The sequence below is a fragment of the Streptococcus pseudopneumoniae genome (assembly GCF_001070815.1).
Lineage (GTDB): Bacteria > Bacillota > Bacilli > Lactobacillales > Streptococcaceae > Streptococcus > Streptococcus pseudopneumoniae_P.
Window position 1 is genome coordinate 1 of sequence record NZ_JVLX01000020.1, and the last position, 19531, is coordinate 19531.

Sequence of the window (19531 nt, forward strand, 5' to 3'; positions counted from 1 at the left end):
AGTACAGCCTGCGGCTAGCTTCCTAGTTTGCTCTTTGATTTTCATTGAGTATTAAATACTTTTTCCAGGTAATAGAGTAACTGGTAAGAAGTAACCTGTTGTGGCGACTTCCTTGCCTTCAATCTTCTGCAAGAGGAGGTCAACAGTGAGGCAGGCAATTTCTTCCAGAGGTTGCTTGATAGTAGCCAATTGAGGATAGTAATTCTCGATAAAGTAAGTCCCATCATAGCCGATGACTTTAAGCTCTTCAGGGACAGAAATGCCCAGTTCTTGAGCAATTTTAATGACCAGAATAGCTGTTAAGTCATCTGAAGCAAAGATGGCATCTGGCTTTTGTCGAGTCAAAATATTCTTGATTTCCATTTCTTTTCTGACGGGAGAAAAGTCACTGGAAACATTGATAATAGGAGCTTTTGGGAGTACGGATGCAAAACCAGCGTGGCGTAGCCCAGTTGGCGAATTGGAATTGTCATTCCCTGTAATCATAATGATAGACTGGGCGCCTGTCTTAACTAAGGTCTGGGCGGCAAGAACCCCACCAGCATAGTTATCAGAGGAGACGACAGGAATGTCTGGTGACAGATTTCGGTCAAAGGAAATAATCGGTGCTGTCACGCGATTGTAATCTTCGATGCCCAAGTTGTGACTACCCGAAATGATGCCGTCCACCTGATTGGCTTCCAACATTTCGATGTATTCGCGTTCTTTCTCGGAATCGTGCTCGCTGTTGCAGATGATGGTCTTGTAACCATTTTTGAAGAGTTGGTGTTCCAGCTTATCAATCAATTCTGCATAGAAAACGTTGGAAATATTGGGGAAAATCAAACCGATTAACTTAGCTGATTTTCCTTGCAAACTACGAGCCAGGTTGTTGGGTTTATAGCCCAATTCCCGCATGGCTTCATTGACCTTTTGAATGGTTTTTTCAGAGAGATAACCTTTCTTATTGATAACCCGAGAAACGGTAGTAGGGCTGACGCCTGCAAGTTTGGCGACATCAGTTAGTTTTGCGACCATAATCTAATTCATAGTAAGTTCCAGTTGGGTTTCCAGATTTAATCAGGATCCCATTTTGGTCCGCATGTGGGAAGACACGACCAGAAAATACTTTTTCTCCTTTATTGATGAAAATTTCAAAGACAGAGTTATCGATGAAGATTGTAGCAGTAGTAGCCTGATTCTCGATAGGGCAAGAACGTGTAGTTCCAAATTCTTGGGCATACTGTTCACCAGCCTGGCTACGATCTACTGTCACTTGACCATTTACAAGGTCAAAGTTGATGGAAAGTCCCTTGCCTTCTTTATCAGCCAGTAAGACAATCTCGCTCTGGCTATTAGCTTCCAAGTTGAGTTCAAGTTCGTAAGTGTTCTTGGTTTGAGCACGATTTGAGAAGACTTCTTCAGAAGCACGAAGGTCCTTGATAGCTGCGACTGGGTATTGGTAGAGTTTGCCGTCTTTGATAGTGAGTTCCTTGACCAAAGAGAAGGTTCCTTGGTGGTCAAAACGGTCAGAAGGGTAAGAAACATCTGGCAAGCCAAGCCAGCTAACAGCTAGAGCACGTCCATCAGGAGCGTTGAAGGCTTGAGTTGCATAGGCTTCGAAACCATAGTCCATGTTTTGAAGTTGAGATACATCTACCATTTTAGCATTTTCAGGGTCAAAGGAAGCCCCAATCTTATACATATTTGGAAAGATATTATCGTAGTCTAGAACCTTCTTATCCAATCCTTGTGGGCAGTAGAGAAGGACAGGTTGTTCCTCTACAAAGACCAGATTTGGGCATTCCATCATGTAGGCAGTACGGTCGTTAGCAAAGTCAAGATCGCCAACAGCTTGCCAGTTTGTGTAGTCGTTGTCAACAGCCTTGTAGAGACGGACGAAGCCTTTTTTCTTCAAGTCCTGTCCACCAACGATAGCATAATATTGCCCCTTAAAGTTAAAAATTTGCGGGTCGCGGAAGTGGTCAGTAGAGTCTGCTGGTTGGTCAATCAAAATCTTGTCAATCTTTGTAATCTTGCCATCCTTGTCCATCAAAGCCCCAATCTGGTATGGGTGACGGATCCAGTTTTCATCACGAACATTTCCTGTATAAAATAGGAACAAGTTATCGCCAAACTGCATGGCAGAACCAGAGTAGGCACCATGGCTATCTAATGGAGTATCTGGTAAAACTTTGATTCCAGTTTCTCTAAAGTGAATCAAATCATCACTTTCTAGCTGTGCCCAAGATTTCAAACCGTGGGCTGCACCAAAAGGAAAATTCTGGTAAAAGAGGATCCACTTGCCATCAAAGTAAGAAAAGCCATTGGGGTCATTGAGAAGTCCTGTTTTTGGCTCAACATGGTAATGAGTATGCCATGGAGATTGTGCCATATTTTCTTTTATATGTTGAATTTCTTCTTGCGTCCAATCTTGATAAAGTCTGTAACGACGCTCAGTTGTCCATTCCATTCATTCATTCCTCCAAAAATCTTATCACTTTTAATAGTAACCGTTTTCGGAAAAAAAAGCAAGCCTTTTATGTTAAAAAAGAGAAAAAACTGTCAAACGTTTATCACAAAATAAATGCAGGAAATCAATCAACTTTTCACGAAAATATGAAAGAGAATGAAACAAAACCCTTTTAAATAAGATTTTAAACTTATTTTTTCAAGGAATACCTGATAAAACAGTCAAAATCAATCAATCTAAAGCATGCTTACTAAGTGGATAGAATATTTTTTCTGCAAAACGCTTGACATATTTCTAAAACATGATAAAATAATAGTCGTAGGGCGGATAAAATCGCTTTCAAACAAGAACAAAATTTTATATAAGGAGATTTTTGCAAATGAATAATCAGGAAATTGCAAAAAAAGTCATCGATGCCTTGGGCGGACGTGAAAATGTCAACAGTGTTGCCCACTGTGCGACTCGTCTTCGTGTCATGGTCAAAGATGAAGGAAAAATCAATAAAGAAGTGATTGAGAACTTGGAAAAAGTTCAAGGTGCTTTCTTTAACTCAGGTCAATACCAAATCATCTTTGGTACAGGTACAGTTAACAAAATGTACGATGAAGTTGTTGCACTTGGTTTGCCAACATCATCTAAAGATGACATGAAAGCAGAAGCTGCTAAACAAGGGAACTGGTTCCAACGTGCTATCCGTACTTTCGGTGACGTTTTCGTTCCAATCATCCCAGTTATCGTAGCGACAGGTCTCTTCATGGGTGTGCGTGGTCTCTTGACTGCTCTTGGAATGACACTTCCAGCTGATGTGACAACTTACACTCAAATCTTGACAGATACAGCCTTTATCATCTTGCCAGGTTTGGTTGTGTGGTCAACCTTCCGTGTATTTGGTGGAAATCCTGCCGTTGGTATCGTTCTTGGTATGATGCTTGTTTCTGGCTCACTTCCAAACGCTTGGGCAGTCGCTTCAGGTGGTGAAGTAACAGCTATGTACTTCTTTGGTTTCATCCCTGTTGTTGGTTTGCAAGGTTCTGTTCTTCCAGCCTTCATCATCGGGGTTGTCGGAGCTAAATTTGAAAAAGCTGTCCGCAAGGTTGTTCCAGATGTCATTGACCTCTTGGTAACACCATTCGTGACACTTTTGGTCATGTCTATCCTTGGGCTCTTTGTTATCGGACCAGTCTTCCACGTTGTTGAAAACTACATCCTTATTGGTACAAAAGCAATTCTTGGCTTGCCATTTGGTCTTGGTGGTTTCTTGATTGGTGGGGTTCACCAATTGATTGTCGTGTCAGGTGTGCACCACATCTTCAACTTGCTTGAAGTGCAATTGCTTGCTGCTGACCATGCTAATCCATTCAACGCGATCATCACTGCGGCTATGACAGCCCAAGGTGCTGCGACTGTTGCGGTTGGTGTTAAAACTAAAAATCCAAAACTGAAAACACTTGCTTTCCCAGCTGCTCTTTCTGCCTTCCTCGGTATTACAGAGCCTGCTATCTTCGGGGTGAACTTGCGTTTCCGTAAACCATTCTTCCTTTCATTGATTGCTGGTGCAATCGGTGGTGGATTGGCTTCAATCCTTGGACTTGCTGGTACTGGTAGTGGTATCACTATCATCCCTGGTACAATGCTTTATGCAGGTAATGGACAACTTCCACTATACCTTCTTATGGTAGCTGTATCATTTGCACTTGGTTTTGCTCTTACTTACATGTTTGGTTATGAGGATGAAAAAGAAGTTGCTACTGAAGTAGATACAGAACGTTTGGTCCAAGAAGAAACAACTGGTAACATTCCAGCAGCTCTTCAAAATGAAACACTTGTAACTCCTATCGTTGGTGATGTTGTCGCTCTTGCTGATGTCAATGACCCAGTCTTCTCAAGTGGAGCTATGGGACAAGGTATCGCTGTGAAACCAAGTCAAGGTGTGGTATATGCACCAGCTGATGCTGAAGTTTCAATTGCCTTTCCAACAGGACACGCTTTTGGTTTGAAAACAACTGATGGTGCTGAAGTCTTGATCCACGTTGGTATCGACACTGTAACAATGAACGGTGACGGTTTTGAAGCAAAAGTTGCTCAAGGTGATAAGGTTAAAGCTGGCGATGTTCTTGGAACATTCGACTCAAACAAAATCGCTGCAGCTGGACTTGATGATACAACAATGGTTATCGTTACAAATACAGCTGACTACGCTTCAGTAGCTCCAGTCGCAACAGGTTCAGTTGCTAAGGGGGATGCTGTGATCGAAGTGAAAATCTAATACTCTTCGAAAATCAAATTCAAACCATGTCAGCTTCGCCTTGCCGTAGATATATGTAACTGACTTTGTCAGTCTTATCTACAACCTCAAAGCATTGCTTTGAGCAACCTTCGGCTAGCTTCCTAGTTTGCTCTTTGATTTTCATTGAGTACAATATTCCCTCTCACAATGAAAACGAACAAATGACATGTTTGTTCGTTTTTGCTTGAATGGTAAGATTTACAGAGGAAAATCTAAAAAATAGAGAAATTTAGACTTTCGAAATATGCTATAATAAAGAAAATAAAAACAAGAGGTTTATCATGACAAAATTATATGGAAGCTTGGAAGCGGGCGGTACAAAGTTTGTCTGTGCTGTCGGTGATGAAAACTTTAACGTTGTAGAAAAAACACAATTTCCAACGACAACTCCAATCGAAACAATCGATAAAACCATCGAGTTCTTCTCAAAATTCGATAACCTTGCTGGTCTTGCAGTTGGTTCATTTGGTCCGATTGATATTGATAAAAACTCAAAAACTTATGGCTTTATCACGACGACTCCAAAACCAAACTGGGCAAATGTGGACTTGCTTGGTGCCCTTCGTCGCGCCCTCAACGTGCCAATGTACTTCACTACAGACGTAAACAGCTCTGCTTATGGTGAAGTGGTTGCCCGTAACAATGCTGGTGGCCGTATCGAAAACTTGGTTTACTACACAATCGGTACAGGTATCGGTGCAGGTGTTATCCAACGTGGTGAGTTTATCGGTGGTGTGGGTCACCCTGAAATGGGTCATTATTATGTTGCTAGACACCCAATGGATATTGAAAAAGAGTTTAAGGGTGTTTGTCCTTTCCATAAGGGATGTCTGGAAGGCTATGCAGCTGGTCCAAGTTTGGAAGCTCGTACAGGTGTACGTGGGGAAAATATTGAACTCAATAACCCTGTTTGGGATGTTCAAGCCTACTATATCGCTCAAGCTGCGGTTAATGCGACAGTGACTTTCCGTCCAGACGTGATTGTCTTTGGTGGAGGGGTCATGGCTCAACAACACATGCTGGACCGTGTCCGTGAGAAATTTACATCTCTTCTTAATGGCTACCTACCAGTTCCAGATGTGCGTGAATACATCGTCACTCCAGCAGTCGCAGGAAATGGTTCTGCTACTCTTGGAAACTTTGTCCTTGCAAAAGAAGTTTCAAAATAAATCACAAAATCCGCTTGGGAAACCAAACGGATTTTGTAGTTGAAAACAATATTTTTGAGCCTTTCCTTAAGTGATTACGGACGGTAGCGACTTTCTTCGAAATTCCATACCTAAACTTTGAGCCTAATGTCTCAAAGTTTCCGAACACCTGAAACCATTAGATTTCAGGTGTTTCTATCACGGCGGAAAGGCTAGGTGAGTCCTCGCCTCACTATCGAAAAATAGGAATGATTTCTATACCAAAGTATATTAAGTATCAAGCTATAGTCAATCTACGCTCTAAAAATCCGTTTGGTTTCCCAATCGGATTTTTTACATGTCAAAGCATTTGCCAGAAAAAGTCAATAATATAGGTCAGACCGTAGGTATAAACCACGAGGGTAAAGGGCTTGGTCAGAATGATGATAGTCATATAGCGCTTGAAGCTCATCTTGGTCAGGGCAGCCAGCATACAGAGAAAGTCAGCTGGACTAATGGGCCAAATCATCATAAAGATAAAGAAACGGTCAAAACGATTGCCCTTATCCAACCAGCCGATATACTTGTCATAGGTGCGCTTGCTGACGACGGACTGGACAAAGGCAGCCCCATAGAGGCGCACCAGATAAAAGATAATGGCACAGCCAATCACGATGCCGATATAGTTGTAGATAGTCCCGATGATGTGCCCGTATATAAAGACTCCAGCCACCGAGGTCAAGGCCCCTGGGATGATAGGGACGACCGTTTGTAAAATCTGTAAAAAGATAAAGAGAGGTGGCCCCCAGATACCTGCCTGCTGGATAAAGGCAGAGAGGGTTTCTTTAGACTGTAAAATCCCAGCCTGATAAGCCCAAATACAGAAAAGCAAACTCCCAACTCCACCTACAATCGATGAGATATTGATAACTTGCTGTAAAAGGGGAGAAACTGCTTTCATTTGTTTATCCTGTGACATGTAAACTCCTCATAGATAGTATAACTCTACTATACCATATTTTGGAGGAGAAAGGGGGAATGGATTGTGTTTGGATTAGAGTGAAGTTCAAGGATTTAAACCTAATTTTATTCTAATTATAAAAGTTAAGAACGGGTTTCATGATATAATGTGTATAAGTAAATTTATATCGGAGAAAATAAATGAAGTCAACAATAGATAAAATTAATAAATTTAGAGATGATCGGGATTGGAGAAAATTTCATAATGAAAAAGATTTAGCTATATCTATTTCATTGGAAGCTAGTGAACTTTTAGAATTGTTCCAATGGAAACAGCCAGATGAAGTTGTCAGCCATTCATTAGATAAAATTGCTGAAGAGTTGGCAGATGTTTTAATTTATAGTTTTATGTTAGCTGATAATTTACAACTTGATGTAGATAAGATTATTGAGGATAAACTTATCTCTAACAATATGAAATATCCAGTTAACTTGAGCAAAGGTAATAACAAAAAATACACTGAGTTGGAGAAATAATGGTAAAAATACAAAGTCCAATTGTTAGAGAAATAGATTATACCAGTAACTCGTTGGTGAAACTTAAAAACCAACTTAAATTTAATGAAAATAAAAATGATTTAAAATTTTTATTTGATTATCCGGTAGTTTATATTGTTAACGATGAGAAAAAGAATCGATTTAGTGTGTACATAGGAGAAACAACTGATATAATTCGGCGAACAAGTCAACACTTAATTGACGATATAAAAAAAGAAAATAGAGATGATTGGAGAGATTTTGCAACATCTTCGACAACGAAGGTGTTTGTAATTGGTCACAATCATTTTAATAAGTCGTTAACTCTAGATATAGAAAATCGCTTAATGTTATATTTATCAAGTGTAGATAATGTAACCAGGGTACAAAATAGAAGAGGAAATCCTCAAAATGAATATTATACATCCGATGAGTTAGATTCAATTTTTTCAAAAATTTGGCGTTCGTTAAATAAAAAAAATCAATTTCTATTTCCTGCTGAAAGTATTGTTAGAAATTCTGCTATTTTCAAATCCTCGCCTTTTCATAAATTAACCACTGAGCAAATAAAAGCTAAAAATGAAATCATTTTTAAAATTACTTCAGCTCTTAGTAAGAATGAATTTGGAACTTTAATCTTGGTTAAAGGAGAAGCTGGTGCTGGGAAAACGGTACTGATGAGTTCTTTAATAGATGATTTATTGAATTCTGATGATACAGAATTTATAAGAGAAAATAATACTATAAATCTAGTTGTCAATCATGACGACCAATTAAGTGTCTATAAAGAAATTGAGAAAAAGCTTGAGTGGAAAAGTGGGTTAAATCTTGATGTTACTATGAAACCAACCCAGTTTCTAAATGCACTGAAAAAACAAGATGTAGATGCTGGTATAGTCGTTATTGATGAAGGGCACTTACTTTTGACAGCAAAAAACCAAGCTTATCAAGGTGGCAATCATTTAAAGGATATTCTTTCAAAATCTAAAGTAGTCGTTCTAGTTTACGATGATAATCAAATAATGAATAAGTCCCAAATCTGGGTCGATGATTCATTTTTAACTTTACAACATCATGCAAAACAATCTGGCAATTTAATAGAACTAAACAATCAAATGCGTATAAAAGCTAGTGAATCTACAATTAGTTGGATTAGAAATATTATTGATAACAGAGAAATTACCAAATTAAAAGAAGACAAGAACTATGATATCCAAATATTTAATTCTCCCAAGGAATTACAAGATGCTATTAAATTAAAAGATAAGAATCAACACTTAGGAATTTCTAGGTTAATAGCAACCTATGATTGGGATTATAGTAGTCAATCTAAACCAATAGATAAAGACTATTGGTGTGTGGAAATAGACGACTGGTCGTGTCCTTGGAATAGAGAATTACATAGGGATAAAAAAGACTCTAAACTGTCTTGGATTGAACAACCACAAACAATTAATGAAGTAGGTTCAACTTTTACTGTTCAAGGTTTTGATTTGAATTACGCTGGAGTCATTATTGGTCCATCAGTCAAATATAGAAATGGAGAAGTTAAGTTCGATATTTCTGCTAGTAAAAATAAAGGTGCAGTCCAAAATAGAAAACTTGACAATGGTGAAATGAGAAACTTTGGTGTAGATCTTTTAAAAAATGAATTAAATGTTTTACTAACAAGAGGAGTAAATGGACTGTATATATACGCAGTAGATGAAGAACTTCAAGCGGCTTTAAAAAAGGCAATTTTATAAGATTATAAGGTAGGAATAGATATTTCTGAATCCAAACATAGTATAATGTCAATTATGAATAACAACCAACGTGCCCTTTGCCAGCAACTCTGGGCGAGAAACAAATACCTCGTTTTGAGTCATTCTAGCAATATTTACAATGAGATTCGTCAGTATCTCAAGAATGAAGAGGTGGAGGTGAGTATGGTTCAAGAGATGATTGACCGTGCCTGTCAGATTCCAGAACACAGGGGTCAGGTTTGCAATGCTTTTCAGCATATTTGGGGCTATTTTAAAAAGAAAGCGACAGATGATGAGCGCAAGGACTACATGCTCTTGCTTGATCGCTACCGCTTTGGTCAGGTTTCTAAGGAAGACTTGATCACTAAGACTCGAGACTTGCTTGATCGCTATCCCAATACCTACTTGCAACATTCGACTTTACTGAAAGGAGATTGTCATGAGACTTTGGCATGAGGCTTTGATTTCACAACTTCCCCGTCCTCAACTCTTGGGGCAACATCGAGAGTGTTGCGCCCTGCGTGGCAATGGCTGGGGCAGAAAGCATGCGACAGTGGACTATGTCTTTACTCACTCGCCCTATCGTCTCTATGCCTATCATCGCTTAATCATGGAGGAGATGGCTAACCGAGGCTATAAGGTCAGTCCAGAGTGGATGGACAAGAACTACCGTGGCAAGACTTGCCCTATCTATGAAGATTTAGCAGAGGAAAAGTTGACCAGTCCTATATACAGCGAACATGACGATGCCTACTATGAGGAGTGTCTGGACAATCTCCGAGAGAAGGGGATCAACCTATAGTCTTTTCTAATAACAAGCCATAGTCACTTATAAGAATTACTAATAACACGTTTTACCAGTCTAACTAAAATACAGCTATAAAACAAGCTACACAAAGGATTTGAGGCATGTGTCTCAAGTCTTTTTCTTTTGTCTAAAACAGAGATATAGTTTCAAACTATATCAAAGCCTAATTTTTTACAATTATACAGACGCATTCTTTTCTGTTAAGATAGTTTCAACAACAAATTTTGGAGGACACATCATGTCAACTACAATCATCGGTTTCCCTCGTTTGGGCGAATTCCGCGAATTAAAATTTACAACTGAAAAATACTTTAGAAAAGAAATCTCAGAAGAAGAACTCTTGGCAGCCGCAAAAGATTTGCGTGCTAAACACTGGAACATTGTCAAAGAAAAAGGCATCACTGAAATTCCATCAAATGACTTTTCTCACTATGACAACTTCCTAGATGCAGCTTTCCTTTTCAACGTGGTACCTGCTTCAGTTCAAAACTTGGACTTATCTGACCTTGAGCGCTACTTCGCTTTGGGTCGTGGTTACCAAGGAGAAAAAGGGGATGTTCGTGCTCTTCCAATGAAGAAGTGGTTCAACACCAACTACCACTACATCGTTCCTAAGTTTGAAAAAGACACTCAAGTAAAATTGGCTGGTCACAAAATCTTCGATGAGTTCCAAGAAGCAAAAGAACTTGGATTGAACACTCGCCCAGTTCTTGTAGGTCCATTCACTTTCCTTCAATTGTCAGACTTTGAAGAAGGCGTGAAAGCAGAAGATTTCGTAGACAGCTTAGTTGCTGCTTACCAAGAAGTTTTTGCAAAATTGGCTGAACTTGGTGCGACTCGCATCCAATTGGATGAAGCTGCTCTTGTCAAAGATTTGACAGCTGAAGAAAAAGCTCTCTTCTTGAACCTCTACAACAAACTTTTGGCTGACAAAAAAGGTCTTGAAGTCTTGCTTCAAACTTACTTCGGAGACGTTCGTGACGTTTACGCTGACCTTGTGAAATTGCCAGTAGATGCTATCGGTCTTGATTTCGTTGAAGGTAAGAAAACTCTTGAATTGGTTAAAGGTGGTTTCCCAGCTGACAAGACTCTTTATGCAGGTATTGTCAATGGTAAGAACATCTGGCGTAACAACTACGAAAAGAGCTTGGCTGTGCTTGAGCAAATTCCAGCTGAAAACATTGTCTTGACAAGCTCATGCTCACTTCTTCATGTGCCATTTACAACAGCTAATGAAGAATTTGAACCAGCAATCTTGAACCACTTTGCCTTTGCAGTTGAAAAATTGGATGAAATCCGTGATTTGGATGCTATCCGCAATGGTCAAGGTGAAGAAGCACTTGCAGCCAACAAAGAACTCTTTGCGACTGAGCGTGTTGGTGAAAATGCTGAACTTCGTGCGCGTATCGCTGGCTTGACAGACGCAGACTACACTCGTTTGCCAGCCTTTGCAGAACGTGAAGCTATCCAAGAAGAAGCTTTCAAACTTCCAGCTCTTCCAACAACAACTATCGGTTCATTCCCTCAAACAAAAGAAGTTCGTGCGAAGCGTTTGGCTTACCGTAAAGGTGAATTGTCTCAAGAAGAGTACGACGCTTTCCTTGCTGAAACGATCGATGAATGGATCAAATGGCAAGAAGATATCGACTTTGATGTCCTTGTTCACGGTGAATTTGAGCGTAATGACATGGTTGAGTACTTCGGTCAAAACTTGTCAGGTTACCTCTTCTCTAAAAATGGTTGGGTTCAATCATACGGTATGCGTGGGGTGAAACCACCAATCATCTGGGGTGATGTTACTCGTCTCAACCCTATCACTGTTAAATGGTCTAGCTATGCACAAAGCCGTACAAACAAACCTGTTAAAGGCATGTTGACTGGACCTGTTACAATTCTTAACTGGTCATTCCCTCGTGAAGACATCTCTATCAAGGATTCTACTCTTCAAATCGCCCTTGCTATCAAGGATGAAGTGCTTGACCTTGAAGCTGCTGGTGTGAAAATCATCCAAATCGACGAGGCTGCTCTTCGTGAAAAATTGCCACTTCGTCGTAGCGACTGGTACGAAGACTACCTTGACTGGGCAATTCCTGCCTTCCGCTTGGTACATTCAACAGTAGCGCCAGACACACAAATCCACACTCACATGTGTTACTCAGAATTTACAGATATCATCCCAGCTATCGACAACATGGATGCAGATGTTATTTCCTTTGAAGCTAGCCGTTCAAACCTTGAAATCTTGGACGAACTCAAAGCGAAAAACTTCCAAACAGAAGTGGGACCTGGGGTTTACGATATCCACTCACCTCGTGTGCCAAATGAAGGCGAAATCGACAATACAATCGAAGCCATCCTTGCTAAAGTGCCAAGCAAGAAAGTTTGGATCAACCCTGACTGTGGTTTGAAAACACGTGGTATTCCAGAAACAAAAGAAAGCTTGATCCGCCTTGTTGAAGCAGCTAAAGCTGCGCGTGAGAAATTGTAAGATTAGATTTCTCCCTACAACGGTTGTTCAAAATGAAATCAAAAAGAAAAGGATAATGACTATGTCACGCCAAACACCGTCACTCTCATTTGAAGTGTTCCCTCCAAACCCAGCAGTGGGTAATGATAACATTATTTCTGCTCTTCAAGATATGCAGGAGTTGGCCCCTCACTTTATTAGTGTAACTGCCAGCAATAATAAATTTAATATCAAGGAAACGACGGTTCGTTTGGCTGACTTTATCCAAAATGATTTGGCGATTCCGACTATTGCTCACTTGCCAGCTATCTATTTGACCAAGGACAAGGTGGCTGAAACCATTGCTGACTTGGACAAGGTTGGGGTGCAGAAAATCTTGGCTCTTCGTGGGGATATTATTCCAGGTGTGGAACCTCAAAAGGATTTCCGTTATGCAACGGACTTGATCGAGTTCATCAAGGAACAAGCCCCTCACTTTGATATTGTTGGTGCTTGTTATCCAGAAGGTCATCCAGATTCACCAAATCAGATTTCAGATATTCAAAATCTTAAGAAGAAAGTGGATGCAGGCTGTTCGAGCCTTGTAACTCAGCTTTTCTTTGATAATGAGCGCTTCTATGATTTCCAAGACAAGTGCATCTTGGCTGGGATTGATGTTCCCATTCATGCAGGGATTATGCCAATTCTGAATCGAAATCAGGCTCTCCGCCTCTTGAAGACTTGTGAGAATATCCATCTTCCACGCAAATTTAAAGCCATCTTAGACAAGTATGAGCATGACCCTGAGTCGCTCAGAGCAGCAGGACTTGCCTATGCAGTGGACCAAATCGTGGACTTGGTAACTCAGGATGTTGCCGGTGTGCATCTCTACACTATGAACAATGCTGAAACAGCAAAATATATCCACCAAGCAACCCATGCCTTGTTTAATCACCAGTCTCTAGGATAATAAAAAGCAAACCATTCTTCTCAGGTGAGGGGAATGGTTCCTTTTTAATGGTAAAGGCCGCACTTTTTAAGAAAAATATGATAAAATAGACTCTGTACGTACTTGATACAAAGATGAGGGTATTAAATAATAGAATGCATTTAAACTGCAAGGTTTAGCGATATGAGCGAGTCAAATCGATATCATTTGACGAGAGAGTTAGTAAAGCATTTAGCTAATTGCCTGATAGCGATTAGCGTGAAAGGTTTAGATGCTTTAGTCTCAAACCTTTCTGATGATTTGTATCTTGAGTAATTGAACCCGGGCTAAATCCCTAGTGAAAAAGATAGATTTCCTGGTGTACATGGTACACTGCGTCAATCGAATGCTATCTTGTGTAATTGAACCCGGCCGAAAAGCTGTGTAAAAAAGATAAACTGTCTTGTCTTCATCGAAGACTTCGTCAGTTTCCTATTTTTACTTTGCTTTTGACGTCCTTGGTATCTTGTGTAACTGAACACGCCTACAACTCTGTGGAAAAAGATAAATCTACCTAGGAGCAGTCGCTCCGTCGTTCGATTTCCTATTTTCCTTTGAGTTGCTTTACGGCTTAGTATCTTGATTTTTGTAGGCAAGGCGTATAATTTCATCAATCCAAAGGGGATTAAAATGACAAAACAAGTGTTTCAAACGACTTTTGCGGGTCGTGAGTTAATTGTAGAGACTGGTCAGGTTGCTAAGCAAGCAAATGGCTCTGTTGTTGTACGTTATGGTGAGTCAACTGTCTTGACTGCTGCCGTTATGTCTAAGAAGATGGCAACTGGGGATTTCTTCCCACTTCAAGTCAACTATGAAGAAAAAATGTATGCGGCTGGGAAGTTTCCTGGTGGCTTTATGAAACGTGAAGGGCGTCCTTCAACGGATGCGACATTGACAGCGCGTTTGATTGACCGTCCAATCCGTCCTATGTTTGCGGAAGGTTTCCGTAACGAAGTCCAAGTCATCAACACCGTGCTTTCTTATGATGAAAATGCTTCTGCACCAATGGCTGCTATGTTTGGTTCATCCTTGGCACTTTCCATTTCAGATATTCCATTTGACGGTCCAATTGCTGGGGTACAGGTGGGTTATGTAGATGGTCAAATCATCATCAATCCAAGTCAAGAACAAGCAGAGCAATCTCTCCTTGAATTGACAGTAGCTGGTACCAAACACGCCATCAACATGGTAGAATCTGGTGCTAAAGAATTGTCAGAAGAAATCATGTTGGAAGCCCTTCTTAAAGGGCACGAAGCAGTTAAAGAATTGATTGCCTTCCAAGAAGAAATCGTTGCCGCAGTTGGTAAGGAAAAAGCAGAAGTGGAATTGCTTCATGTTGACGCTGACTTGCAGGCTGAAATCATCGCAGCCTACAACAGCGACCTTCAAAAAGCGGTTCAAGTAGAAGAAAAATTGGCTCGTGAAGCTGCAACTCAAGCAGTCAAAGACCAAGTAACTGCTGTTTACGAAGAAAAATATGCGAACCACGAAGAATTTGACCGTATCATGCGTGATGTGGCTGAAATTTTGGAACAAATGGAACACGCTGAAGTGCGTCGTTTGATCACAGAAGACAAGGTTCGTCCTGATGGTCGTAAGGTCGATGAAATTCGTCCTTTGGATGCGGTTGTCGACTTCCTTCCTCGTGTGCACGGTTCAGGTCTCTTTACTCGTGGGCAAACTCAAGCCCTTTCAGTTTTGACCTTGGCTCCAATGGGGGAAACTCAAATCATCGATGGTTTGGACCCAGAGTACAAGAAACGCTTTATGCACCACTATAACTTCCCACAATACTCTGTAGGGGAAACAGGTCGTTACGGTGCACCAGGTCGTCGTGAAATCGGTCACGGTGCTCTTGGTGAGCGTGCTCTTGCTCAAGTCTTGCCAAGTTTGGAAGACTTCCCATACGCTATCCGTCTGGTAGCAGAAGTCTTGGAATCAAATGGTTCTTCATCTCAAGCTTCTATCTGTGCGGGAACTCTTGCCCTTATGGCTGGTGGTGTGCCAATCAAGGCTCCAGTAGCTGGTATTGCCATGGGACTTATCTCAGATGGAAACAACTACACTGTATTAACCGATATCCAAGGTTTGGAAGATCACTTTGGAGACATGGACTTCAAGGTTGCAGGTACTCGTGACGGTATTACAGCCCTTCAAATGGATATCAAAATTCAAGGAATCACTGCAGAAATCTTGACTGAAGCACTTGCTCAAGCCAAGAAAGCGCGTTTTGAAATCCTTGATGTGATTGAAGCAACCATTCCAGAAGTTCGTCCAGAATTGGCTCCAACTGCTCCGAAAATTGATACCATCAAGATTGATGTGGACAAGATTAAGATTGTCATCGGTAAAGGTGGAGAAACTATCGACAAGATTATCGCTGAAACAGGCGTTAAGATTGATATCGATGAAGAAGGAAATGTGTCTATCTACTCTAGCGACCAAGATGCTATTAACCGTGCCAAAGAAATCATTGCTGGTTTAGTCCGTGAAGCCAAAGTGGATGAAGTTTACCGTGCTAAAGTCGTTCGTATCGAGAAATTTGGTGCCTTTGTTAACCTCTTTGATAAGACAGATGCCCTTGTTCATATCTCTGAGATGGCTTGGACGCGTACCAATAATGTCGAAGACTTGGTAGCAATCGGGGATGAAGTTGATGTTAAGGTTATCAAGATTGATGAAAAAGGACGTGTGGATGCTTCTATGAAAGCCCTTCTTCCTCGTCCTCCAAAACCTGAACGTGATGAAAAAGGTGAAAAGTCTGAGCGTCCTCACCGACCACGTCATCACAAGGACCACAAACCTAAGAAAGAATTTACAGAAACACCAAAAGATTCAGAATAAGAAAAGGAGAAATGTATGGGATGGTGGCGCGAAACCATTGATATCGTAAAAGAAAATGATCCAGCGGCCCGCACCACTTTGGAGGTTTTGCTGACTTATCCAGGTGTCAAGGCCTTGGCGGCCCACCGTCTTTCGCATTTTCTCTGGAAGCATGGCTTCAAACTCTTGGCTCGTATGCACAGTCAGTTTTGGCGCTTTTGGACTCAGATTGAGATTCATCCAGGTGCCCATATCGAATCAGGTGTCTTTATCGACCACGGATCTGGCCTGGTGATTGGGGAAACAGCGATTGTTGAAAAAGGTGTTCTCCTTTACCACGGAGTAACTCTTGGTGGAACTGGTAAGGATGTTGGCAAACGCCATCCGACCGTGCGAAAGGGAGCTCTCATATCCGCTCATGCTCAAGTTATCGGACCTGTAGAAATCGGTGAAAATGCCAAGGTCGGTGCTGCAGCAGTTGTTGTAGCAGACGTACCTAGTGATGTGACGGTTGTCGGAATTCCAGCTAAGATTGTCCGAGTGCATGGACAAAAGGATGAGCCAGTCATTCACGAAGTCGAAGAAAAACGAGAGTACTATGTCAATAAACTCGAACAGGCCAAAGAAGCCAGTCACAGATCGTCTGGGTTGTAGAGGATACCTATATGATTCAAGCAAGAAACAAGTTAAGCCAAGAGGAGCTATCTGAGGCGAAAAAACTAATTAACTGTTGCCAAAACTATGACGGTACCTATTGTGATCCCTATCTTTCTAACATGCTTAATTTTGACCCAAACATGCCCGCCTTTTTCCTTTATTATGAAAAAGGCGAACTTGTTGGTCTCTTAACTGTCTATGCAGATGATCAAGATGTGGAAGTGACGATACTGGTTCATCCAGCTCATCGCCGTCAGGGGATTGCGCGTGCATTGTTTACTAGTTTTGAGAGAGAAACGGCTTCTTTCCCTATTCGTTCAGTTACTTTACAGACAGAACGTATTTTTCTAGACCGTTATCCTGATTTTGTCATCAATTGGGGATTGGTCGAAGACGAGGATACAGAAACCTGGTTAGGTAAGGATAGAAGACCTTATCCGTTAGCAACTGTTTCCAATCTTGAAGTTTTGTTAGCAGATCGTTCTTATCAGGATCAAATTAGTCAGTTAAAATTTAAGGCATTCTCAGAGGAACATGAGTCTAGAGAGATTGTGGATAGATATGTCGCTGAAGCTCTGAAGGATCCAGAAAGTCGCTTATATATTTTGTTAAAAGATGGTCAGGTTATTGGAACTTGCACGATTGATTTATCGAGCGATACGAATTACTTCTACGGTTTAGCAATATCGGAACCTGAACGTGGGAAAGGCTATGGAAGCTACTTAGCAAAATCCCTTGTCAACCAACTAATTGAGCAAAATGACAAGGAATTTCAGATTGCAGTAGAGGACAGCAATGTAGGTGCCAAGCGCTTGTATGAAAAAATTGGCTTTGTCAAACAGACCCAGGTGGTTTATCTGAATGAGAAAGGAGCAAGGGATTCCGAAGTATAGAGATATTCGGACTGAAATTTAATTGAACTCTTAGTGATGAAACTAAGTGTTCTTGGATTTTGGCTTTCCTGACTATTATTTTATGATTAAAATCTATGACACCATGTCTCGTGATTTGCGAGAATTTGTCCCTATCGAGGACGGTAAGGTTAAGATGTATGTCTGTGGGCCAACCGTGTACAACTATATCCACGTGGGGAATGCTCGTTCGACGGTAGCTTTTGATACCATTCGTCGTTATTTTGAGTACCGTGGGTTTGAGGTTGCCTATATTTCCAATTTCACGGATGTGGATGATAAGATTATCAACCGTGCTAAGGAAGAAGGCATCACGCCTCAGGAGGTTGCGGACAAGTACATCGCTGCCTTTCGTGAGGATGTGACGGCCTTGGGTGTCAAACCTGCGACTCGCCATCCACGTGTAGTCGAGTTTATGGAGGGCATCATCCGCTTTGTGGAAGATTTGATTGAAAAAGGTTTTGCTTATGAGAGCCAAGGAGATGTCTATTTCCGTGTGGAAAAATCCCACAACTATGCTAAATTGGCTAATAAAACCTTGGAAGATTTGGAGCTGGGTGCTTCAGGTCGTACTGATGAAGAAACAGCTCGCAAGGAAAATCCGGTAGACTTTGCTCTATGGAAATCTGCTAAACCAGGTGAGATTTCTTGGGACAGTCCTTGGGGGCCTGGTCGTCCGGGCTGGCATATCGAGTGTTCGGTCATGTCGACAGAAATTTTGGGGGATACTATTGATATCCATGGTGGTGGAGCTGATCTCGAATTTCCTCATCACACCAATGAAATTGCCCAGTCAGAAGCCAAAACAGGTAAGACTTTTGCTAACTACTGGATGCACAATGGCTTTGTCAATATCGACAATGTCAAGATGTCCAAGTCTTTGGGGAACTTTATCACCGTACACGATGCCCTCAAAACTCTTGACGGGCAAGTGCTTCGATTCTTCTTTGCGACTCAACACTACCGCAAGCCCATCAACTTTACGGAAAAGGCAGTGCGGGATGCAGAGACTAATCTCAAGTATCTAAAGAACACTTACGAACAACCATTTACAGGAAACGTGGATACCCAAGAGTTACAAGCTTTTAAAGACAAGTTTGTAGCAGCTATGGATGAGGATTTCAACTCGGCAAATGGAATCACAGTAGTCTTTGAAATGGCCAAATGGATCAATTCCGGCAACTATGACGCAAGTGTCAAGCAAGCTCTTGCGGATATGTTGGAAGTCTTTGGTATTGTCTTTGTAGAGGAAGTTTTGGATGCAGAGATTGAAGCCTTGATTCAAAAACGTCAAGAAGCGCGTGCTAATCGTGACTTTGCGACAGCGGACCAGATCCGTGACCAATTGGCTGCTCAAGGGATTAAGCTCCTTGATACCAAGGATGGAGTGAGGTGGACACGTGATTGATGTCAATCTCATTAACGGGATTGCGTTAGCTTTTGAGGGGGACGCGGTGTATTCTATGTATATTCGTCGTCACCTCATCCTCAAAGGCATGACCAAACCCAATAAACTCCATCAAGAAGCGACCAAGTATGTCTCAGCCAAAGCTCAGGCTCGCCTGATTTCCCTTATGTTAGAGGAGCAAGTCCTGACGGAAAAAGAAGAAGAAATCTACAAACGTGGTCGCAATACCAATAGTCACACAAAGGCTAAAAATGCCGATGTGGTGACCTACCGTATGTCCACAGGTTTTGAAGCAGTCATGGGTTATCTCCATATGACTGAAAATCTGGAACGTCTTGAGAGCTTGATTTCGTGGTGCATCCAAAAAGTGGAGGGCTAGGAC

At 41.2% G+C, this 19531-nt stretch carries 16 protein-coding genes; 13 read left to right on the forward strand and 3 right to left on the reverse strand.

Features of this window, described 5'->3' with window-relative positions:
* Nucleotides 1-51 precede the first annotated feature (51 nt).
* Together ADG81_RS01890 and ADG81_RS01895 are read right to left on the reverse strand one after the other, a co-directional pair.
* Complete coding sequence (locus ADG81_RS01890) at nt 52-1017, reverse strand: LacI family DNA-binding transcriptional regulator (RefSeq protein ID WP_000226009.1); 966 nt, start codon at nt 1015-1017, stop codon at nt 52-54.
* On the reverse strand, nt 998-2452 hold the full coding sequence (locus ADG81_RS01895) for a sucrose-6-phosphate hydrolase (RefSeq protein ID WP_049550738.1): 1455 nt from the start codon (nt 2450-2452) through the stop codon (nt 998-1000). The genes ADG81_RS01890 and ADG81_RS01895 overlap by 20 nt, the downstream gene beginning before the upstream one ends.
* 379 nt (nt 2453-2831) lie before the next feature.
* Here ADG81_RS01895 and ADG81_RS01900 point away from each other — a divergent pair, with 379 nt between their 5' ends.
* Both ADG81_RS01900 and scrK read left to right on the forward strand, forming a co-directional pair.
* Nucleotides 2832-4718, forward strand: coding sequence for a sucrose-specific PTS transporter subunit IIBC (locus ADG81_RS01900; RefSeq protein WP_049550739.1), 1887 nt, complete (start codon nt 2832-2834; stop codon nt 4716-4718).
* A gap of 302 nt (nt 4719-5020) precedes the next feature.
* Nucleotides 5021-5908, forward strand: a complete 888-nt coding sequence (gene scrK, locus ADG81_RS01910; RefSeq protein WP_000164311.1) for a fructokinase ScrK — start codon at nt 5021-5023, stop codon at nt 5906-5908.
* A gap of 319 nt (nt 5909-6227) precedes the next feature.
* Here scrK and ADG81_RS01915 read toward each other — a convergent pair whose 3' ends face one another.
* Complete coding sequence (locus ADG81_RS01915; protein ID WP_000076171.1) at nt 6228-6845, reverse strand: TVP38/TMEM64 family protein; 618 nt, start codon at nt 6843-6845, stop codon at nt 6228-6230.
* A gap of 182 nt (nt 6846-7027) precedes the next feature.
* Between ADG81_RS01915 and ADG81_RS01920 the strand changes: the two genes are divergently transcribed.
* The 11 genes from ADG81_RS01920 (at nt 7028) to ADG81_RS01970 (ending at nt 19528) form a co-directional block, all read left to right on the forward strand.
* Nucleotides 7028-7363, forward strand: a complete 336-nt coding sequence (locus tag ADG81_RS01920) for a nucleotide pyrophosphohydrolase (RefSeq protein ID WP_049550740.1) — start codon at nt 7028-7030, stop codon at nt 7361-7363.
* Nucleotides 7363-9108 (forward strand): DUF2075 domain-containing protein, encoded by a 1746-nt coding sequence (locus tag ADG81_RS01925; RefSeq protein ID WP_049550741.1) that lies wholly within the window; start codon nt 7363-7365, stop codon nt 9106-9108. Before ADG81_RS01920 ends, ADG81_RS01925 begins: the two co-directional genes overlap by 1 nt.
* Nucleotides 9109-9162: 54 nt before the next feature.
* Nucleotides 9163-9564 (forward strand): YbgA family protein, encoded by a 402-nt coding sequence (locus ADG81_RS01930; protein WP_004241188.1) that lies wholly within the window; start codon nt 9163-9165, stop codon nt 9562-9564.
* Nucleotides 9548-9910: a TIGR02328 family protein gene (locus ADG81_RS01935; RefSeq protein ID WP_001241801.1), complete on the forward strand. Its 363-nt coding sequence runs from the start codon at nt 9548-9550 to the stop codon at nt 9908-9910. The genes ADG81_RS01930 and ADG81_RS01935 overlap by 17 nt, the downstream gene beginning before the upstream one ends.
* Nucleotides 9911-10154: 244 nt before the next feature.
* On the forward strand, nt 10155-12404 hold the full coding sequence (metE, locus tag ADG81_RS01940) for a 5-methyltetrahydropteroyltriglutamate--homocysteine S-methyltransferase (protein ID WP_049511043.1): 2250 nt from the start codon (nt 10155-10157) through the stop codon (nt 12402-12404).
* Between the two features lie 61 nt (nt 12405-12465).
* The gene (gene metF / locus ADG81_RS01945) at nt 12466-13332 is read left to right on the forward strand and encodes a methylenetetrahydrofolate reductase [NAD(P)H] (RefSeq protein ID WP_049550760.1); all 867 of its coding nucleotides are present in this window, start codon (nt 12466-12468) and stop codon (nt 13330-13332) included.
* A 648-nt stretch (nt 13333-13980) separates the two neighbouring features.
* Complete coding sequence (gene pnp / locus ADG81_RS01950) at nt 13981-16194, forward strand: polyribonucleotide nucleotidyltransferase (protein ID WP_049550742.1); 2214 nt, start codon at nt 13981-13983, stop codon at nt 16192-16194.
* Between the two features lie 15 nt (nt 16195-16209).
* The gene (gene cysE, locus ADG81_RS01955; protein ID WP_049550743.1) at nt 16210-16827 is read left to right on the forward strand and encodes a serine O-acetyltransferase; all 618 of its coding nucleotides are present in this window, start codon (nt 16210-16212) and stop codon (nt 16825-16827) included.
* Between the two features lie 11 nt (nt 16828-16838).
* Nucleotides 16839-17723, forward strand: a complete 885-nt coding sequence (locus ADG81_RS01960) for a GNAT family N-acetyltransferase (protein ID WP_049550744.1) — start codon at nt 16839-16841, stop codon at nt 17721-17723.
* A gap of 82 nt (nt 17724-17805) precedes the next feature.
* Entirely contained in the window at nt 17806-19149 is a 1344-nt protein-coding gene (gene cysS / locus ADG81_RS01965; protein ID WP_049550761.1) for a cysteine--tRNA ligase, read from the forward strand.
* Nucleotides 19142-19528: a Mini-ribonuclease 3 gene (locus ADG81_RS01970; RefSeq protein ID WP_000567927.1), complete on the forward strand. Its 387-nt coding sequence runs from the start codon at nt 19142-19144 to the stop codon at nt 19526-19528. The genes cysS and ADG81_RS01970 overlap by 8 nt, the downstream gene beginning before the upstream one ends.
* Nucleotides 19529-19531: the final 3 nt, after the last annotated feature.

What these genes read in the sequence shown, in the direction of transcription:
- ADG81_RS01890 (WP_000226009.1), bottom strand. Translation starts at nt 1,017, where the DNA reads ATGGTCGCAAAACTAACTGATGTCGCCAAACTTGCAGGCGTCAGCCCT.
- ADG81_RS01895 (WP_049550738.1), bottom strand. Translation starts at nt 2,452, where the DNA reads ATGGAATGGACAACTGAGCGTCGTTACAGACTTTATCAAGATTGGACG.
- ADG81_RS01900 (WP_049550739.1), top strand. Translation starts at nt 2,832, where the DNA reads ATGAATAATCAGGAAATTGCAAAAAAAGTCATCGATGCCTTGGGCGGA.
- scrK (WP_000164311.1), top strand. Translation starts at nt 5,021, where the DNA reads ATGACAAAATTATATGGAAGCTTGGAAGCGGGCGGTACAAAGTTTGTC.
- ADG81_RS01915 (WP_000076171.1), bottom strand. Translation starts at nt 6,845, where the DNA reads ATGTCACAGGATAAACAAATGAAAGCAGTTTCTCCCCTTTTACAGCAA.
- ADG81_RS01920 (WP_049550740.1), top strand. Translation starts at nt 7,028, where the DNA reads ATGAAGTCAACAATAGATAAAATTAATAAATTTAGAGATGATCGGGAT.
- ADG81_RS01925 (WP_049550741.1), top strand. Translation starts at nt 7,363, where the DNA reads ATGGTAAAAATACAAAGTCCAATTGTTAGAGAAATAGATTATACCAGT.
- ADG81_RS01930 (WP_004241188.1), top strand. Translation starts at nt 9,163, where the DNA reads ATGAATAACAACCAACGTGCCCTTTGCCAGCAACTCTGGGCGAGAAAC.
- ADG81_RS01935 (WP_001241801.1), top strand. Translation starts at nt 9,548, where the DNA reads ATGAGACTTTGGCATGAGGCTTTGATTTCACAACTTCCCCGTCCTCAA.
- metE (WP_049511043.1), top strand. Translation starts at nt 10,155, where the DNA reads ATGTCAACTACAATCATCGGTTTCCCTCGTTTGGGCGAATTCCGCGAA.
- metF (WP_049550760.1), top strand. Translation starts at nt 12,466, where the DNA reads ATGTCACGCCAAACACCGTCACTCTCATTTGAAGTGTTCCCTCCAAAC.
- pnp (WP_049550742.1), top strand. Translation starts at nt 13,981, where the DNA reads ATGACAAAACAAGTGTTTCAAACGACTTTTGCGGGTCGTGAGTTAATT.
- cysE (WP_049550743.1), top strand. Translation starts at nt 16,210, where the DNA reads ATGGGATGGTGGCGCGAAACCATTGATATCGTAAAAGAAAATGATCCA.
- ADG81_RS01960 (WP_049550744.1), top strand. Translation starts at nt 16,839, where the DNA reads ATGATTCAAGCAAGAAACAAGTTAAGCCAAGAGGAGCTATCTGAGGCG.
- cysS (WP_049550761.1), top strand. Translation starts at nt 17,806, where the DNA reads ATGATTAAAATCTATGACACCATGTCTCGTGATTTGCGAGAATTTGTC.